11 protein-coding genes and 1 pseudogene are annotated in these 16,809 nt (G+C 40.2%); all 12 read left to right on the top strand.

Going from position 1 to position 16,809, the window contains the following annotated elements; genetic code table 11:
• Positions 1-11: 11 nt before the first annotated feature.
• The 12 genes and pseudogenes from mfd to AX762_RS02895 all read left to right on the top strand — a co-directional run bounded on the left by mfd (position 12) and on the right by AX762_RS02895 (position 16,240).
• Positions 12-3,569: a transcription-repair coupling factor gene (gene mfd, locus AX762_RS02945; protein ID WP_071847675.1), complete on the top strand. Its 3,558-nt coding sequence runs from the start codon at positions 12-14 to the stop codon at positions 3,567-3,569.
• Positions 3,553-5,112: a polysaccharide biosynthesis protein gene (locus AX762_RS02940; protein WP_177244025.1), complete on the top strand. Its 1,560-nt coding sequence runs from the start codon at positions 3,553-3,555 to the stop codon at positions 5,110-5,112. The genes mfd and AX762_RS02940 overlap by 17 nt, the downstream gene beginning before the upstream one ends.
• 19 nt (positions 5,113-5,131) lie before the next feature.
• Positions 5,132-6,193 carry a MazG nucleotide pyrophosphohydrolase domain-containing protein gene (locus tag AX762_RS02935; protein ID WP_071847673.1) on the top strand — a complete coding sequence of 354 codons (1,062 nt, stop codon included), beginning with the start codon at positions 5,132-5,134 and terminating at the stop codon, positions 6,191-6,193.
• A complete protein-coding gene (locus AX762_RS02930; RefSeq protein WP_071847672.1) occupies positions 6,183-6,449 on the top strand; it encodes an RNA-binding S4 domain-containing protein in 267 nt (88 codons plus the stop codon). Before AX762_RS02935 ends, AX762_RS02930 begins: the two co-directional genes overlap by 11 nt.
• A gap of 220 nt (positions 6,450-6,669) precedes the next feature.
• The gene (locus AX762_RS02925) at positions 6,670-7,122 is read left to right on the top strand and encodes a septum formation initiator family protein (protein WP_071847671.1); all 453 of its coding nucleotides are present in this window, start codon (positions 6,670-6,672) and stop codon (positions 7,120-7,122) included.
• A gap of 110 nt (positions 7,123-7,232) precedes the next feature.
• Complete coding sequence (locus AX762_RS02920) at positions 7,233-7,661, top strand: S1 domain-containing RNA-binding protein (protein WP_071847670.1); 429 nt, start codon at positions 7,233-7,235, stop codon at positions 7,659-7,661.
• Between the two features lie 100 nt (positions 7,662-7,761).
• A pseudogene (gene tilS, locus AX762_RS13070) lies at positions 7,762-9,081 on the top strand (tRNA lysidine(34) synthetase TilS); the annotation flags it as partial.
• 126 nt (positions 9,082-9,207) lie between these two features.
• Positions 9,208-9,744, top strand: coding sequence for a hypoxanthine phosphoribosyltransferase (hpt, locus tag AX762_RS13065; RefSeq protein ID WP_256244365.1), 537 nt, complete (start codon positions 9,208-9,210; stop codon positions 9,742-9,744).
• A gap of 165 nt (positions 9,745-9,909) precedes the next feature.
• Complete coding sequence (gene ftsH, locus AX762_RS02910; protein WP_071847668.1) at positions 9,910-12,048, top strand: ATP-dependent zinc metalloprotease FtsH; 2,139 nt, start codon at positions 9,910-9,912, stop codon at positions 12,046-12,048.
• A 93-nt stretch (positions 12,049-12,141) separates the two neighbouring features.
• Positions 12,142-13,026, top strand: coding sequence for an Hsp33 family molecular chaperone HslO (hslO, locus tag AX762_RS02905; protein WP_071847702.1), 885 nt, complete (start codon positions 12,142-12,144; stop codon positions 13,024-13,026).
• A gap of 240 nt (positions 13,027-13,266) precedes the next feature.
• Entirely contained in the window at positions 13,267-14,775 is a 1,509-nt protein-coding gene (lysS, locus tag AX762_RS02900; protein WP_071847667.1) for a lysine--tRNA ligase, read from the top strand.
• 166 nt (positions 14,776-14,941) lie between these two features.
• The gene (locus tag AX762_RS02895; RefSeq protein ID WP_071847666.1) at positions 14,942-16,240 is read left to right on the top strand and encodes an AI-2E family transporter; all 1,299 of its coding nucleotides are present in this window, start codon (positions 14,942-14,944) and stop codon (positions 16,238-16,240) included.
• The last annotated feature ends 569 nt before the right edge of the window (positions 16,241-16,809 follow it).

The following is a 16,809-nucleotide window of genomic DNA, read 5'->3' as shown; positions in this document are numbered from 1 at the left end:
AGACAATAAGCGTGTCTAAACTACACACATTTTTAAGCGAAAAACCTTCAATACAAAAGGTTTTTGATACACTGGCTGATGAAAGTAGGCAATTACTCACTGGTATAGCCGGATCAGCACGAACACTTTTCCTGCAAGGGTTACTTGAGGAAAAACAGAAACCTATTGTAGTGGTCACACAAAATTTATATTATGCTAACCAAATGATTGCAGATTTAACTGGACTCGTTTCGGATGAACAACTTCACCTCTTTTCCGTTGATGATATGCTTCATGCTGAAATGGCTATTGCATCCCCTGAAGCACGGGCAGACCGTGTAAAAGCTCTTGATTTTTTACTTAAAGAAGAACCGGGGATCGTTGTCGTTCCGCTTGCTGGAGCTCGAAAGATCCTGCCTGATCCCGACGTCTTTAAACAGGCAGAACTGTCTGTTTCTTTAGGTCATGAAGTTGAACTGGATGAAATCACCTTTAAACTGACGAAGATGGGTTACCACCGGGAACAAAAAGTTTCCGCACCTGGAGAATACAGTATCCGAGGGGGAATCGTCGATGTCTATCCTTTGACAGAGGAGAATCCGGTTCGAATGGAACTGTTTGATGTCGAAGTCGATTCTTTGAGATATTTTGATGCTGATACGCAACGCTCAAGTCGCAACGTTAAACAAGTCACTATCATTCCAGCGTCGGATGCGCTATTACTCGTCGACGAAAAAGATGAAATTTTGAAACGTTTTGATAAAGCTTTGGCTCGGTCATTGAAAAAAATGAAGGAAGAAGAAGTTAGAGAACGATTAACAAGCAGTATTACAGCTGTTATGGATGCAATAAGAGAAGAGGCGTATGTTGAAGAGCTCGCCCGATATACGGATTTTCTATACAAAGATAAGGCGACCGTTTTAGACTATGCCTCAAAAGAAGCGGTCATAGTCATGGATGAATACCCGCGGATCATAGAAAATGAAGCCCGGTTGGACGAAGAAGAAGCGGAATGGATAACCGGTCAGTTCGCTAATGGTAATGTCCTGTACAAGCAGTCTTTTTCTGTTTCATTCAGAGAGTCGCTTAAGCATTCATATCAACCACAATTACATTTCGCCTTGTTTCAAAAAGGAATGCAGGGACTGAAATTGGATGCGATTCATCCTTTCCAGTACCGAACCATGCAAAAATTCTTTGGTCAAATGCCGTTAGTCAAAACAGAAATGGAACGTTGGAAAAAACAGCACTATACAGTCATAGTTATGACTGAAAGTGAAGAACGAGCTGAAAAAGTTCATCAGACCTTACTGGATTTTGAAATACCGAGCACGCTTTCGCTAGACGGAACGATCAGAACGGATATCACGCAAGTCATGACTTCGAGTGTGCAGACCGGTTTTGAGTTGCCGGAGGAGAAAATTGCAGTACTTACCGAAAAAGAACTGTTCAACCGTATACCCAAGAAAAAGCCGAGACGTCAGAATATTACAAATGCTGAACGCCTTAAAAGTTATTCGGAGCTGGAAAAAGGAGACTTTGTGGTCCATGTGAATCACGGGATCGGTCAGTTCACGGGTCTGGAAACGATGGAAATCGATGGGGTTCACCAAGACTATTTATCCATTGTTTATAGTGATAGATCAAAACTCTTTATTCCAGTTACCCAATTGCATCTGCTTCAAAAATATGTATCTTCGGAAGGGAAAACACCAAAGTTAAATAAACTTGGTGGTACCTCATGGGCAAAAACGAAAAAACGTGTCGCTGCCCAAGTAGAAGATATTGCAGATGATCTGATCGAACTTTACGCAGTACGAGAAAGTAAAGTAGGCTATGCGTATACTAGAGATGATGCCTACCAGAATGAATTTGATGATGCCTTTCCTTATACAGAAACGCAAGACCAAATGCGTTCTATCAATGAAGTGAAACGGGATATGGAGAAACCGAAACCGATGGATCGTTTAATTGTGGGTGACGTTGGTTACGGAAAAACGGAAGTAGCCATGCGAGCCGCGTTTAAAGCGGTTCAAGATGGCAAGCAGGTTGCTTTTCTAGTGCCAACGACGGTATTAGCGCAACAGCATTACGAAACGATGCTGGAGCGGTTTGTTGATTTCCCTGTTCAAATTGGGATTTTGAGTCGTTTTCGAACGGGTAAACAGTTAAAAGCAACCATCGATGGTCTTAGAAAAGGACAAATTGATCTCGTCGTCGGCACACATCGGATCTTATCCAAAGACATCGAATTTCAAGACTTAGGCCTGCTTATTGTAGACGAAGAGCAGCGATTTGGGGTCAAACATAAAGAGCGCCTCAAACAATTGAAAAATGAAGTCGATGTTTTGACTTTGACGGCAACACCGATACCAAGAACCTTGCATATGTCTATGCTGGGAGTGCGCGATTTATCGGTCATTGAAACACCTCCGGCTAACCGTTACCCTGTGCAGACATATGTGATGGAAATGAATGGCGCAGTCGTTCAAGAATCGATTCAAAGAGAAATGGCACGTGGAGGACAAGTTTTTTATCTCCATAACCGTGTCAGCACGATACAGCAGCGAGCAGATGAGTTGCAGCAGCTTGTTCCAGAGGCCCGGATCGCCTATGCGCACGGGCAAATGAGCGATAATCAATTGGAGAATGTCCTTTATCAGTTCATTCAAGGAGAATTCGACATGCTGGTCACCACGACCATAATCGAAACGGGCGTGGATATACCTAATGTCAATACATTGATCGTAGAAGATGCTGATCGAATGGGCTTGTCTCAATTATATCAACTTCGAGGACGCGTAGGGCGAAGCAGCCGCATTGCCTATGCTTACTTTATGCACCAGCCGAATAAAGTGCTGACAGAAGTAAGCGAGAAAAGGCTGCAGGCAATCAAAGACTTCACAGAGCTCGGATCAGGTTTCAAAATCGCTATGCGAGATTTGGCTATCCGCGGCGCAGGAAATCTTTTAGGTCAACAGCAGCATGGCTTCATTGACAGTGTCGGCTTCGATCTTTATTCGCAAATGTTATCTGAAGCAGTGGCTAGAAAACGTGGAGACAAGACGCAAGTCAAAACTATCGTTGAAATGGACCTGTCGATTGATGCTTACCTGCCAAGCACATATGTAGAAGATGAAAGACAAAAAATCGAGCTGTATAAACGTATCCGTCAATTTTCATCCGAGGAAGAGTATGTCGAACTGTTGGATGAATTGATTGACCGTTTCGGTGATTACCCTCAAGCAGTCGCAGATTTACTTTCTATCGGTTTGTTGAAAATGTATAGTGAAACGGCGTTGATCGAAACCATTAAGCGCGATCAAAATACAGTTAAAGTGACATTCTCACTCGAAGGTACCCGCAAATATCCATTACCTGAAGTGTTTAAAGCCTTGAAAGATATTCCGCTGAAAACGGATATGCAGGCAGAAGGTAAATTAGCCATCGACTTTATACTGCCCAAACGGATGCATGATGATATCTGGTTGGATGCCCTGGTGAAATTTTCTAAACTTTGTGCGGCCTATCGAATGGAAAGTGAGAAAGAACAAGTAAGCCAGGGGACACATGATGAGCCAGACAAATAAATTTATAAAAGGAGCGGCTCTGTTATCAGGAGCCGCCTTCATAACTAAACTGCTGAGTGCGTTATACAAAATACCTTTACAAAACTTGACAGGTAATGAAGGCTTTTATGTCTATCAACAAGTTTACCCTTTTTATGGAATAGCCTCAGTGTTAGCACTAAACGGCTTTCCTTTGTATATATCAAAGCTGATTGCTGAAAGTAGTGAAGAGCAGCATCGCGAGGTGATCAAACGGACACAAGTATGGGTAACCTTATTTTCCATCGGTGCCTTTGTGTTTCTGTTCCTCCTCTCATCTCAAATAGCTCAGTTAATGGGTGACGGACAACTCGCTCCCGTAATCAGAGCAACCTCAGTGATCTACCTGTTTATCCCTTTTTTATCTATGGGAAGAGGGTATTTCCAGGGATTAATGAACATGAAACCAACAGCACTGTCTCAAGTAGCTGAACAACTTGTTCGTGTGACATTGCTTATTGTTGTCGCTGTATTATTTGCAAAAATGGATCTATCGGTTTACGAAATGGGAACCTGGGCGATGCGGAGCAGCTGGATAGGTGCTTTAGTGGGAACGATTGTCGTCGGTCTCTTTTTTATAAAGTCAGACCGTCATTTAAAGCCGTCGACGTTACCAGTTGGAACGCCTGCTTATCCAGCAATAGGCAAGCGGTTTTTGACCGAAGGGTTAGCGTTGACCTTTATGAGCAGCTTGTTATTGGTGTTTCAATTGATTGATTCTTTTACAGTGTATAATGGACTTATTGATGGTGGGCATCCCTCTGGCCAGGCGATGGTCATGAAAGGGGTTTACGACCGTTCCCAGCCTTTTGTCCAAGTAGGGTTGGTATTAGGCGTAAGTCTAGCAGCCAGTACTTTGCCTTTACTGAGAAACAACCATAAAGCGGGACAAAGAGAGGCATGGGTCAGAAATAGTGTGCGTATCTTGAAATTGACCGCTCTTCTTTCCGGTGCAGCCTCCGTGGGCTTGATCGCAGTCATGCCCTGGTTGAACCAAGCCCTGTTTCAGGATCAGTCAGGAACTCAGGCGCTCCAATTATACAGTTTAAGCGTTCTGATTCTGTCATTGATACATGTGATGTTCGCCATTATCCATAGCACAACTTCATCGCTTTTTGGATGGGGATCGCTCGTGTTTGGTTTGGTCTTTAAAGCAACGTTTAATACGTTTGCCGTCCGAACAGTCGGTATTGCGGGGTCAAGTTTTATAACGGTAGTGTCATTGATGCTCATTTTCCTTTTGCTGGCGAAGCAACTGGATAAAGCGATTCGGGATGAAGTGCTGGACGCTTCCTTTATACTTAAATATAGTATATTGTTAAGCCTTATGGGACTTGGTGTGTATGGCACACTGAATATGAGTCAGTCGGTTTTCGGCACGTCAATGAGATTGACTGCGTCAATAAGCATCTTTATTGGTGTCTTTGTGGGTGTGACGATCATCATCGCTGCTTTACTTAAACTGGATATATTAACAAAAGAAGAATGGCAAAGTTTAGCTTTACTAAAAAAAATGAAAAAATAATGAGAACGAGGAGAAAACGATGAATAGCATAAACGTGGTAGGTCTTGGACCTGGAGATAAAGATCAAATGCCCATAAAAATCGGAAAATTAATCAAAGAAGCAGAGGTCGTCTATTTAAGAACGGAGGATCATCCGGCTGTTAAAGAATTAAAAGCAGAAGGAGTAAAGTTTGAATCTTTTGATTATTTATATGAGGAAAACGATAAAGATTTTGAAAAAGTTTACACAGCTATCGTCAACCATTTAATCACATTAGCTGAAGACAAAGATATTATATACGCTGTACCCGGTCATCCGATGGTTGCTGAAAAAACAGTTAAAGAACTGATAAAGAATTATGCAAAGGTCAACGTCATCGGAGGCAAGAGCTTTTTAGATGATCTCTTTCAGTCCGTTCAGGTTGACCCGGTGGAAGGCTTTCAGTTGCTCGATTCGTTTGATTTGAATCACGATACCCTTAACACCGGCCAGCACGTTATTATTATGCAGGTGTTCAATGCACTGATGGCGGGAGAAGTGAAATTAACTTTGATGGAGAAGTATCCGGATGAGCACAAGGTGGCTGTGATCGATGCGGCTGGCAGCAAAGACGAACACATTGAATGGTTACCTTTATATGAAATAGATCGGTTTGAGGGCGTTTATAATCTGAGATCGCTCTATATCCCGCCACTTGAACTGGATGAACAAGTAACGTCGCTTGCAACATTACAACGTTATATCGATAGAGTCACCGATGCTGATGAAGGGGACGCTTGGATAAATGAACAAACACCTAAGTCATTGATACGGTACCTCAGAGAAGAAACTGACGAATTGATTGCTGCCATTGTGAATAACGACAGTGACAATTGGATGGAAGAGTTGGGAGATGTATTGGTCCAGCTCTTGTATCAGACGAGCAATGCGGAAAAAGAAGGCCTGTTTACATTTGAAGACGTCCTGGAAACCGTGAACCGTAAAATAAGAAGACGGCATCCACATGTTTTTGACGGAGTAAAAGCGACAACAGCAGAAGAAGTGGATGCGTTGTGGCAAAAAATAAAAGCTGAAGAAAAGAGGGACAAAGATGAGACTTGATAAATATTTGAAAATAGCACGTATCATAAAAAGACGCTCAGTCGCTAAAGAGATCGCGGATAAGGATCGTATTCTAATTAATGGTAAAACAGCAAAATCGTCAAGCAAAGTAGCCATAGGCGATGAATTGACCATTCATTTTGGCAACAAAACATTGAAAATCAGTGTGGATGATATTAGAGATACAACAAAAAAAGATGAAGCCAAAGATTTGTATACTGTTATAGAAGAGACCCATGAACCTTCGAGTGAGTAACCGATGCCCTCCACAAGAATATAGTTACAATTGGGTAAATTAAATTATAGAACAAAAACAACAATAGAATTGTGTCTCATCAGCTTATTTCGAACAAAATGAGTCAGATGAGACTATTCTATTTTTTTATTGATTGCTGATTCTTTTCATCAGAGGGGTTTATTGCTATACTTTAAGCAATTAAGATTTAATGAAAAGAATTAATTTAGGGGGTTATGATATGGGTAAGAAAAAATCAAGTGTCACACGCATGGATAATCCATACATAAAACATAAAACGCTTGAAAGTATCAGAGAATTCAAACAAAAAAGAAAGTTGAAAAGAAGGATGCAGCTTATAATAGCAACGGGTGTGCTGCTCATTTTATTGGTTGGAAGTGGCTTAGCGAGAAATTACTATAGACTCCAGCAATTAGAAGAACAAAAGGTTGTCGCTCAAGAAGAGTTAGAATCTCTCGATCTGCGTCAAGAAGAATTGGAATACTATATTGGATTACTTGAAGATGAAGAATATGTAGCTAAACTGGCACGCAGTGAGTATTACTTAACAAAAGATAATGAAATTGTTTTCAGTTTTCCTGATGACAGGAAACCGGATCATACAGAGGTGACAGAAGAAGATTCAATGCTTTTTGAAAATGAAGAAAAGGACAACGAAGAAGACAAGGAATAAGAACACGAACATTATTCAAGATGTATTCACAATCTTTTCAATAAGTCTTTATTCTCATTTTTTATCATGGTATACTTAATTCAAATTATTTAGGGGGATATATAGAAAATATGTCAATTGAAGTTGGAAGCAAAGTAGAAGGAAAAGTTACGGGTATTGCTAATTTTGGTGCATTCATTGATTTAGGCAATAATAAAACAGGTTTAGTACACATTAGTGAAGTGTCAGACAGTTATGTTGAGAACATCAACGAAGAATTAGAAGTAGGTCAAACAATCACCGTGAAAGTCTTAACTATAGCAGATGATGGAAAGATCGGATTATCGATTCGTAAAGCTACAGACAAACCTGCGGTAGAAGCCAAACCGAAAACCACGAGCAGACCGCGTCCAAGTTCTTCTAATAAGCGTCCTGTAGCGAAAAAAGAAGATTTCGATTCATTGATGAGTTCATTTTTAAAAGATAGTGAAGATCGCTTAACTTCCCTTAAACGTCATACTGAAAATAAACGCGGTGGCAGTGGCGGTCGCAAAGGGTAATAAGATAAAATCAATAGATAGAACAAAGGGTTTAGGGGTATCCCTGAATCCTTTTTACTTATAAATAAATAACAAGTCGCATCGGTGGAAGGTTTGAGAAATGGTGAATATGACTGATGATTTTTTGAACCAGGTGAAATCAAATGCCTACTGGCAAGCGGGAGAATGCGTAGTCATTGGTGTTTCCGGAGGGGTGGATTCGATGGTGCTGTTTGACATGATCAATCAGCTGCCCGTTGAATACAAACCAACTATAATTGTCGCTCACATCAACCACCATCTCAGAAATGACTCGGATGAAGAAGAAAAGTTCATAAAAGAGTGGGTCGGTAAGTATGATGTACCTGTGTATGTGTATCAATGGCCAAAATCCGAGCACTCTGATTCAGGTGTCGAACAGGAAGCGAGAAAAATACGGTATCACTTTTTCGAAGATGTCGCTAAAGAAACAAACAGTTCCTTCATCTTGACCGCTCATCACCGTGATGATCAAGTTGAGACGGTACTCATGCGATTCGTAAAAGGAAGTTCGTTAGACGAATTGACGGGCATTTCTACAGAGCGAATACGTGATGGGAAAGTTGTTTTACGGCTGCTTCTTCCGTATACAAAAGAAATGATCCGAAATTATGCTGAAGAAAACAGGATACCCTGGCGAGAAGACGAGAGTAACACCTCATTGGAGTATACGCGTAATCGTTACAGACATCATATTATTCCGGAACTAAAGAAAGAAAACCCCGCAGTTGAAAAACACGTTTATGAATTCTCAAAAGATATTGAAGATCTGCTCAATGTGGTTGAACCGTTGATCAATGAAGAAATCAGACGGTCATTTCAAATCACTCGCAAAAATCTAACAATCAAACTTCCATCATTTATAAAACAAGAATCCGGCTTTCAAAAAATCGTCTTGCGCCGAGCCTTCAAGAAATTCAGTGGTCAGGGTGCATACATAATCAGTCAAACACATATTGATCTGTTAGTTGATTGGTTTGTCTCTGGAGGTCCCAATACCGTTCTTGAATTACCCAATCAATTTGTCGCTCGAAAAGAATACGGTACGTGTGTGATCGAAAAAATCGATGCAATGCAAATGAAGCAGACAGACTTTATGAAGACAGCGATCACTTTGGAATTCAATAAGTGGAAACCCTTAAATGACGATGAAAGGATAGGACTCTTCTCGTATGATGCATTCAAGCAGATGGACAGCCAAAAGTATCGTGTCATCTATTTGAATGAGGAACAAGTTGAGCACCCATTAATCGTAAGACACCGGCAACCTGGAGATAAAATGGAAGTTAAGGGACTCGAGGGTTCAAAAAAAATTAAAGATATCTTTATTGATCAGAAAGTGCCTAGACGACAACGTGATGAAGCTTGGCTTGTTAGGGATAATCAGGGGCAGATCATCTGGCTGATAAACTACAAAGAATCCCCGTTGTCACTCAACCCATTAACTGATACAATTAGCTACGTACTTGTGTACCAGACAGGGACTATGCAGGACTTAATGAATACATTCAAAAAGGAGACCGAAAACATGAAAAAAGATATGGAAAGCATTTTAATCTCTGAGGAAGAAATTCAGGAAAAAGTAAAAGAACTCGCAGCACTTCTTTCAAGAGAGTATGATGGGAAAAATCCTTTACTCGTGGGTGTATTAAAAGGTGGCTTACCGTTTATGGCTGATCTGATCAAACAGATGGATATGTATCTGGAAATCGATTTCATGGATGTATCCAGCTACGGTAATGAAACAGTCTCTTCTGGCGAAGTGAAAATTTTGAAAGATTTAGATACCAACGTTGAAGGACGTCACGTCTTGTTCGTCGAAGATATCATCGATACAGGCGGCACGTTAGCGTATTTGAAAGATATGTTCAAGTACCGAAAAGCGGCTTCTGTAAAAATCGTGACCTTGTTAGATAAGCCTACAGGACGCAAAATAGATATCAAGGCAGATTGGGTCGGTTTTAATGTTCCTCATAAATTCGTCGTAGGATATGGTTTGGATTATGCTGAGAATTACCGCAACCTGCCGTTTATTGGTGTCCTAAAACCTGAAATATATCAGTAAGCAATCAGTCTGAATAGAATGACTGATATCTTCATTCAGATCAGGCAGAATCATCAAACAAAATTCATAGTCAAAAATGGTCAAGTGTGTTAACATATACAAGACTATTATTCTAAGCAACGCTTAGATAATAATAAAAATACAAGTGATAAAACGGAGGATGACATGAAGAAAGGATTTTTCAAAAGTGGCCTCTTCTACGTCATCGTCTTTCTTGCAGTAATTGGTATTGCAAGTTGGGCGACTAGTGGCGGACAGGATCAAGCTTCAGAGAGTGTAAGTTCAACTGAATTTATTAATTTTTTGGAAGACGATCGCATAGAAGAATTTCAAGTGCAGCCAACAGCTGGTGTATATGAAATTATAGGGCAATTTCGTGAAGGACAAGAAATAGAAATAGAAGAAGATGAAAGTGTCAATATATTTGGTGGCCTGGATCAACAGGATGCAACACAATTCACCACGTATATTTTAATGAACGATAATGTTGTAGATGAAATGTACCAGCTTGCTAGAGAAAACGAAGTCAATATTGTTTCTGTCGAAGAACCGACGACAGGCATATGGACAAGTCTCCTTTTCTCATTCTTACCCCTCTTACTCTTTGTTGGATTCATTTATTTCATGATGAGTCAAGCAGGTCAAGGTGGCGGCGCAGGTGGTGGCAAAGGCGTGATGAACTTTGGGAAATCCAAAGCGAAAGAAAGTGACGCTAAAACTAGTAAAGTCCGTTTCTCGGATGTCGCTGGTGCTGATGAAGAAAAAGAAGAATTAGTAGAAATTGTTGAGTTCTTGAAAGATCCAAGACGCTTTGCTAACTTAGGCGCACGTATTCCAGCAGGAGTACTGTTAGAAGGACCTCCCGGAACAGGTAAGACCTTGCTTGCAAAAGCAGTTGCTGGTGAAGCCGGTGTACCTTTCTTCTCGATTTCAGGTTCTGAATTTGTTGAGATGTTCGTAGGTGTTGGGGCAAGTCGTGTAAGAGATTTATTTGAAAATGCGAAGAAAACTGCGCCATCCATCATCTTTATCGATGAGATCGATGCTGTAGGACGTCAGCGTGGTGCTGGTATGGGTGGTGGACACGATGAACGTGAACAAACCTTGAACCAGTTACTCGTTGAAATGGATGGTTTTACAGGTAATGAGGGCGTAATCGTTATTGCGGCGACAAACCGTCAAGACGTATTAGACCCTGCCTTACTCAGACCAGGACGTTTTGATAGACGTATCATGGTTGGAAGACCGGATGTTAAAGGACGAGAAGCGATTCTGAAAGTCCATTCCAGAAACAAACCATTAGCTTCAAATGTCGATTTAAGAATCATTGCCAGACAAACACCCGGATTTTCCGGTGCCGATTTAGAAAACTTACTGAACGAAGCAGCTTTGGTTGCGGCGCGACGTGACAGCAAGCAGATCGAAGCATTAGATCTTGACGAAGCACACGATCGAGTGATTGCTGGACCGGCTAAAAAAGACCGTGTCATTTCTGAAATAGAACGTTCAATGGTCGCTTATCATGAAGCGGGACATACCATTGTCGGATTGGTCTTAAGTGATGCTCGTATTGTTCATAAGGTAACGATTGTTCCTCGTGGACGCGCAGGCGGATACGCGATCATGCTTCCAAGAGAAGATCGTTTCTTGATGACGAAAAAAGAATTGAGTGAACAACTTGTGGGACTCCTAGGTGGTCGTGTAGCTGAAGAAATCATCTTTGATTCTCAGTCAAGCGGAGCATCAAACGACTTCCAGCAAGCAACGCAAATTGCTAGAAGCATGGTAACCGAATATGGAATGAGTGACTTGCTCGGACCCGTTCAATACGAAGGTGGCGGCCAAGTCTTCTTGGGTAGAGATTATTCTCAATCCAAAGCTTATTCTGAACAGTTCGCTTATCAGATCGATCAGGAAGTGCTGCGTCTTTTAAATGAGGCACACGCCGAAGCTAAACGTATCATTGAAGAAAATCAAGACGCTCATCATTTAATTGCTCAGAAATTACTTGAAATTGAAACGTTAGATGAGAAACAAATCAAATCACTATTTGAAAAAGGTGAAATGCCTTCTAACGACGTTAAAGCTGCAACAGAATTCCCTCGCGAGAGTGAAGAAGCTGAAAGAGATCCTGAAAAAGAGGAAATCGGCATGTCCTTTGAAGAAGTCAAAGCGCTGCGTGAGAAAAAAGAACGCGAACGCGAAAAGCAATTTGAAGACAGACAGACAGATGAAACTTCGGATGAATCGGATGATCAAGAAATTGAGAATTCAGATAAAAAAGACGAAGAACCAAAAGCGTAACAAGTAGAGAAGAGGATGGCGGATTATTCGCCTCCTCTTCTTTCCATGTAAACAAGTGGAAGGTTCGATATGAAAATAAAGGTGTGTGAAAAAATGTCAGATAAACTGATTAAAGCATTAGGTTATAATGACCAGATTCGCGTGTATGTCGTCGATGCAACGGATATGGTCAAAACGGCTCAGGAAAAACATGGAACATGGAGTGCGGCTACAGCTGCTCTAGGCCGAGCAATGGTTGGAACAACGTTACTCGGTACGACACTTAAAGGTGACGAAAAACTAACCGTGCGGATCGATGGTAAGGGTCCGGTAGGATATATTCTAGTAGACAGCAATGGTAAGGGAGAAACAAAAGGGTATATCAAAAACCCACAAGTACGTTTACCCTTAAATGAACAAGGGAAAATTGATGTTAAAGGTGCGGTAGGCACAGACGGAATGCTGACAGTAAGCAAGGATTTAAATATGAAACGACCATTTGTAGGACAAGTCCCATTAATAAGTGGCGAGCTTGGAGAAGATTTCACCTATTATATGGCTAACAGTGAGCAAGTGCCTTCCGCCATTGGCCTATCCGTACTAGTTAATCCGGATGAAACGGTCAAAGCGGCTGGAGGATTTATGATGCAGGTGTTACCTGAGGCAGAAGATGAAACAATTGCAAAAGTCGAAGAAGCGATCGGCAACTTACCTTTAATGTCCAAGTTGATGGACGAAGGTGAAACACCGGAACAAATTCTTGACCGATTAGTCACAGATCGTTCTACCCGTATACTAGAGAGCATACCTGTTTCGTTTAAATGCAACTGTTCAAAAGAACGTTTCAAAGATGCTATCATTGCTTTAGGCAAAAAAGAAATACAGGAAATGATGGAGGAAGATCATGGGGCAGAGGCTATGTGTCACTTTTGCCGAACCACGTATCAATTCAACGAAGAAGAACTTAATGAATTGAAAGAAGAAACAGATAAGCCGTAGTCGTTTCTACAACTTTTTCTTTATGCCTTACAAAAAATATGGTACGATAATTTAGAATGAGCAGTAAAAGCTGACTAAGATATCTTGAGAGCATTAAAAAGCCTACAAAAATGATTGAAATAAAACCGGATTTTACTATAGAAGTAGAAAAACTCTTAAAAGAAAAGTCGGGAAAAAAGGTCGACAATGAAAAGATAAAAAGGGAAATAATTGAGAGCATAAAAGAATGGAGTGGCAGTAGTGTCTGATGAAATACAAAATCAAGAAACAGTAACTGATCAAATACTTGTTCGACGTCAAAAAATGAACGAATTAAAAGAACGCGGAATCGATCCGTTTGGAGATCGTTATGAGCGGACACATTATTCTTCTGAACTACACGAAACCTATGATGAAAAAACTAAAGAAGAATTACATGACGCCGAGATAACTGTCAAAGTAGCAGGTCGTTTGATGACAAAACGTGGTAAAGGGAAAGCCGGATTTGCTCATCTGAAAGATAAAAATGGCTTGATTCAATTGTATGTTCGTAAAGATGCTATCGGAGACGAGCAATACGAGAGTTTTAACCAGGCTGATTTAGGTGACTTCTTTGGTATAGAAGGTACGGTCATGAAAACTAATACCGGCGAGGTAACAGTTCGTGCGAGTGAATTAACCTATCTCGCTAAAGCATTACGCCCATTACCTGACAAATATCACGGTCTAACTAATGTCGAGCAGAAATACCGTCAACGCTATTTGGATCTGATTTCTAACGAAGACAGTTTTGAACGCTTCACTAAGCGCAGTCAGATCATTCAGGAAATAAGAAATCATTTGAATGGGTTAGATTATCTGGAAGTGGAAACACCATTACTGCATAATGTTGCAGGTGGGGCAGCGGCTAAACCGTTTACGACTCACCACAATGCATTAGACATGGAGTTGTATTTACGTATTGCGATTGAATTACATCTAAAACGTCTTATCGTTGGTGGCATGGAGAAGGTTTATGAAATTGGACGTGTATTCCGTAATGAAGGAATCGATACCACGCATAATCCGGAATTTACGATGCTGGAACTATATACGGCTTTTCACGATATGGAAGATGTCATGGATCTGACTGAAAAGCTTATTCAGACAGTTTCCCAAAAAGTATTAGGCAAGACAGAATTGCCATACGGAGAAGAAACGATCCAGCTTGGTGGGAAATGGGCGCGTCGTCACATGGTGGATATGATCAAAGAAGAAACTGGGATAGACTTCTTTAAAAAGTACACGAACGAAGAAGCGCGTCAATTAGCTGGAGAGCACAACGTGGAAATAGATGATTACGCTACTTTCGGACATGTGGTCAACGAATTCTTCGAAGTATTTGTTGAAGAAAAATTGATCCAGCCAACCTTTGTTTACGGTCACCCTGTAGAGATCTCTCCTTTAGCTAAGAAAAATAAAGAAGATGAACGCTTTACTGATCGCTTCGAATTGTTTATTGCTAAACATGAATATGCTAACGCGTTCAGTGAATTGAACGATCCGATCGACCAGCGCGAACGTTTCGAAGCGCAAATGAAAGAGAAAGCGCAAGGAAACGACGAAGCGCAAGAGATTGATGAAGAGTTTATCGAGGCCTTGGAATACGGTATGCCGCCTACCGGTGGTTTAGGAATCGGGATCGACCGTCTAGTGATGTTGCTTACTGATGCTCACACCATTCGAGATGTTTTATTATTCCCAACGATGAAAAATATTGAAAATAAATAAAGTTTTAAAGATATGAAATATAACACAAGGTATAGAGAATGATCACCTCTTTCCTTGTGTTTTTTTTATGATTTTATACTTTGAAAATCGTTTTTCTTCGTATTTATGCATGAACTGCTATAATATATTAAGTGAAGATATAATTGAGTGGAAAGAAGGAGAGAGAATGAAAAAAACCAGGTGGATTAATTTTTTAGGTGGTAATGATTTAATTTATACTTTAGTTGTCCTCATATTATCGGGTATTACTTTTTTCATGTTTAATGAAGTGAACTACATTTTCACCCCTTTATTAGTCCTTGTTTCAAATGTTTTAATGCCTTTTGTCATTGCATTATTACTTTACTATCTGTTTAGTCCTTTTGTGGATTTTTTAGAAAAACATAAAGTGAAACGGGTATATGGGGTTGGAATCTTATTTTTATTACTTATCGGCTTTCTGGTGTTAGGGGTAGGTTCGCTATTCCCACTATTACGTGAGCAAGTGACCAATTTTATTGATGAATTTCCTAGTTTTATAGATTCACTTTTAGAATCTGTAACGGGATGGGTCGCTATTCTTCCGTTTGGGGAAGAAATTGAAACGTTCATACAAGAAGGAGAAAGGTTTATTGCGGGCATCCCGGATAATATAGATCAGTACTTATCTGATGGATTTAGTGGCTTGTCTAGTGTCGTGTCCAGTTTAACCAATATCGTTGTAACGATCGTGACATTTCCCATAATTTTATTCTTTTTACTGAAAGATGAACAACGCTTCTTAAATGCTGTCTTGTCAATTTCACCGCCAAAATGGAGAGAAGATCTCGTGCGCGTATCTTCCGAAGTGAATTCACAAGTTGGCGCGTATGTGAAGGGTCAACTGATCATTGCATCCTCGATCGGTGTGATGATGTTCATCGGTTTTTCCATTATAGGCTTGGAATATAATGGTGTATTAGCTATTATTGCCGGATTTACATCGATCATACCTTATATAGGACCGACGCTCGCTTTTATTCCGGCTCTAGTCATTGCATTAATTGATTCGTGGTGGATGGTTGCTCAGCTGTTGCTTGTATGGATGGCTGTACAGTTTATTGATGGGAATTTAATAGAACCGAATGTAATGGGTAAACAACTTAATGTTCACCCGTTAACGATTATTATCGTTTTATTAGTCATGGGTGATATGCTAGGCCTTTTCGGCTTGATCTTTGGTGTGCCGATCTATGCCATTTTAAAAGTTATCGTTGTTCATGCGTTTCAACAGTTTAAGAAACGTTACAATAAATATTATGGCGATGTTGCTGGTGAATATGAAGTGAAATCAATAGAAGAAGCAGTAAGCGGAGAAGACAAAAGCGTTTCACAATTAAAACCGTCGATCCAAATGGCTAAATTAAAAAGAAAAAAAGAAAAAATAAAGCTTGAAGAAAACGAATCGAATGTATCGGAAAACGAATCGGAAAAAGAGAACGACTAAAAATCATTGATAATTAAAAAGAGGACGCTTTAAAACTGGGGTAAGTCACCCTGTTTTAAAGCGTCCTCTTTTTTGGTAAGCGCCATGCTGTCCTTTGATATAAGATGATTTACACAAACTCATGAAATAATATTAAAACTACTTGACGATAGTGTAATAACCTGTTAATATTAAACACGTTGCTACAAAACATATGTAATATATAGCAACAAAGAAATAAATAATTGTTGTTGACATTTTAAACGTAACACGGTATACTCAAATAGTTGTCATAGAGCTAAAGGGAACGCTTACAAAATATAAGTTGTTTCGAAAATAATTTAAAAAGTTCTTGACAAGCAAAACAAAAGGCTGTAATATTATACGAGTTGACACATCACGTCGTCAGCGATTGAACGAAATAGATCTTTGAAAACTGAACAAAGTAAACAATCAAATGTGAAGGTGTCTTCGGTTCAATTTATTGGACCAAGACAACACAAACGAGTTAACATGTTTAACTCGGAATTATGTAACACGAGCTATTTCAAACTTAAAATTGAGAGTTTGATCCTGGCTCAGGACGAACG

The sequence above is a fragment of the Alkalibacterium sp. 20 genome, from assembly GCF_001885615.1.
Taxonomy (GTDB): Bacteria; Bacillota; Bacilli; order Lactobacillales; family Carnobacteriaceae_A; genus Alkalibacterium.
The sequence above is the reverse complement of the archived record's forward strand: the minus strand, read 5'-3'. Positions and strand labels throughout refer to the sequence as shown.

Coding starts and splice junctions, on each gene's coding strand:
- AX762_RS02940 (WP_177244025.1), top strand. CDS start 3,553: ATGAGCCAGACAAATAAATTTATAAAAGGAGCGGCTCTGTTATCAGGA.
- AX762_RS02935 (WP_071847673.1), top strand. CDS start 5,132: ATGAATAGCATAAACGTGGTAGGTCTTGGACCTGGAGATAAAGATCAA.
- AX762_RS02930 (WP_071847672.1), top strand. CDS start 6,183: ATGAGACTTGATAAATATTTGAAAATAGCACGTATCATAAAAAGACGC.
- AX762_RS02925 (WP_071847671.1), top strand. CDS start 6,670: ATGGGTAAGAAAAAATCAAGTGTCACACGCATGGATAATCCATACATA.
- AX762_RS02920 (WP_071847670.1), top strand. CDS start 7,233: ATGTCAATTGAAGTTGGAAGCAAAGTAGAAGGAAAAGTTACGGGTATT.
- hpt (WP_256244365.1), top strand. CDS start 9,208: ATGAAAAAAGATATGGAAAGCATTTTAATCTCTGAGGAAGAAATTCAG.
- ftsH (WP_071847668.1), top strand. CDS start 9,910: ATGAAGAAAGGATTTTTCAAAAGTGGCCTCTTCTACGTCATCGTCTTT.
- hslO (WP_071847702.1), top strand. CDS start 12,142: ATGTCAGATAAACTGATTAAAGCATTAGGTTATAATGACCAGATTCGC.
- AX762_RS02895 (WP_071847666.1), top strand. CDS start 14,942: ATGAAAAAAACCAGGTGGATTAATTTTTTAGGTGGTAATGATTTAATT.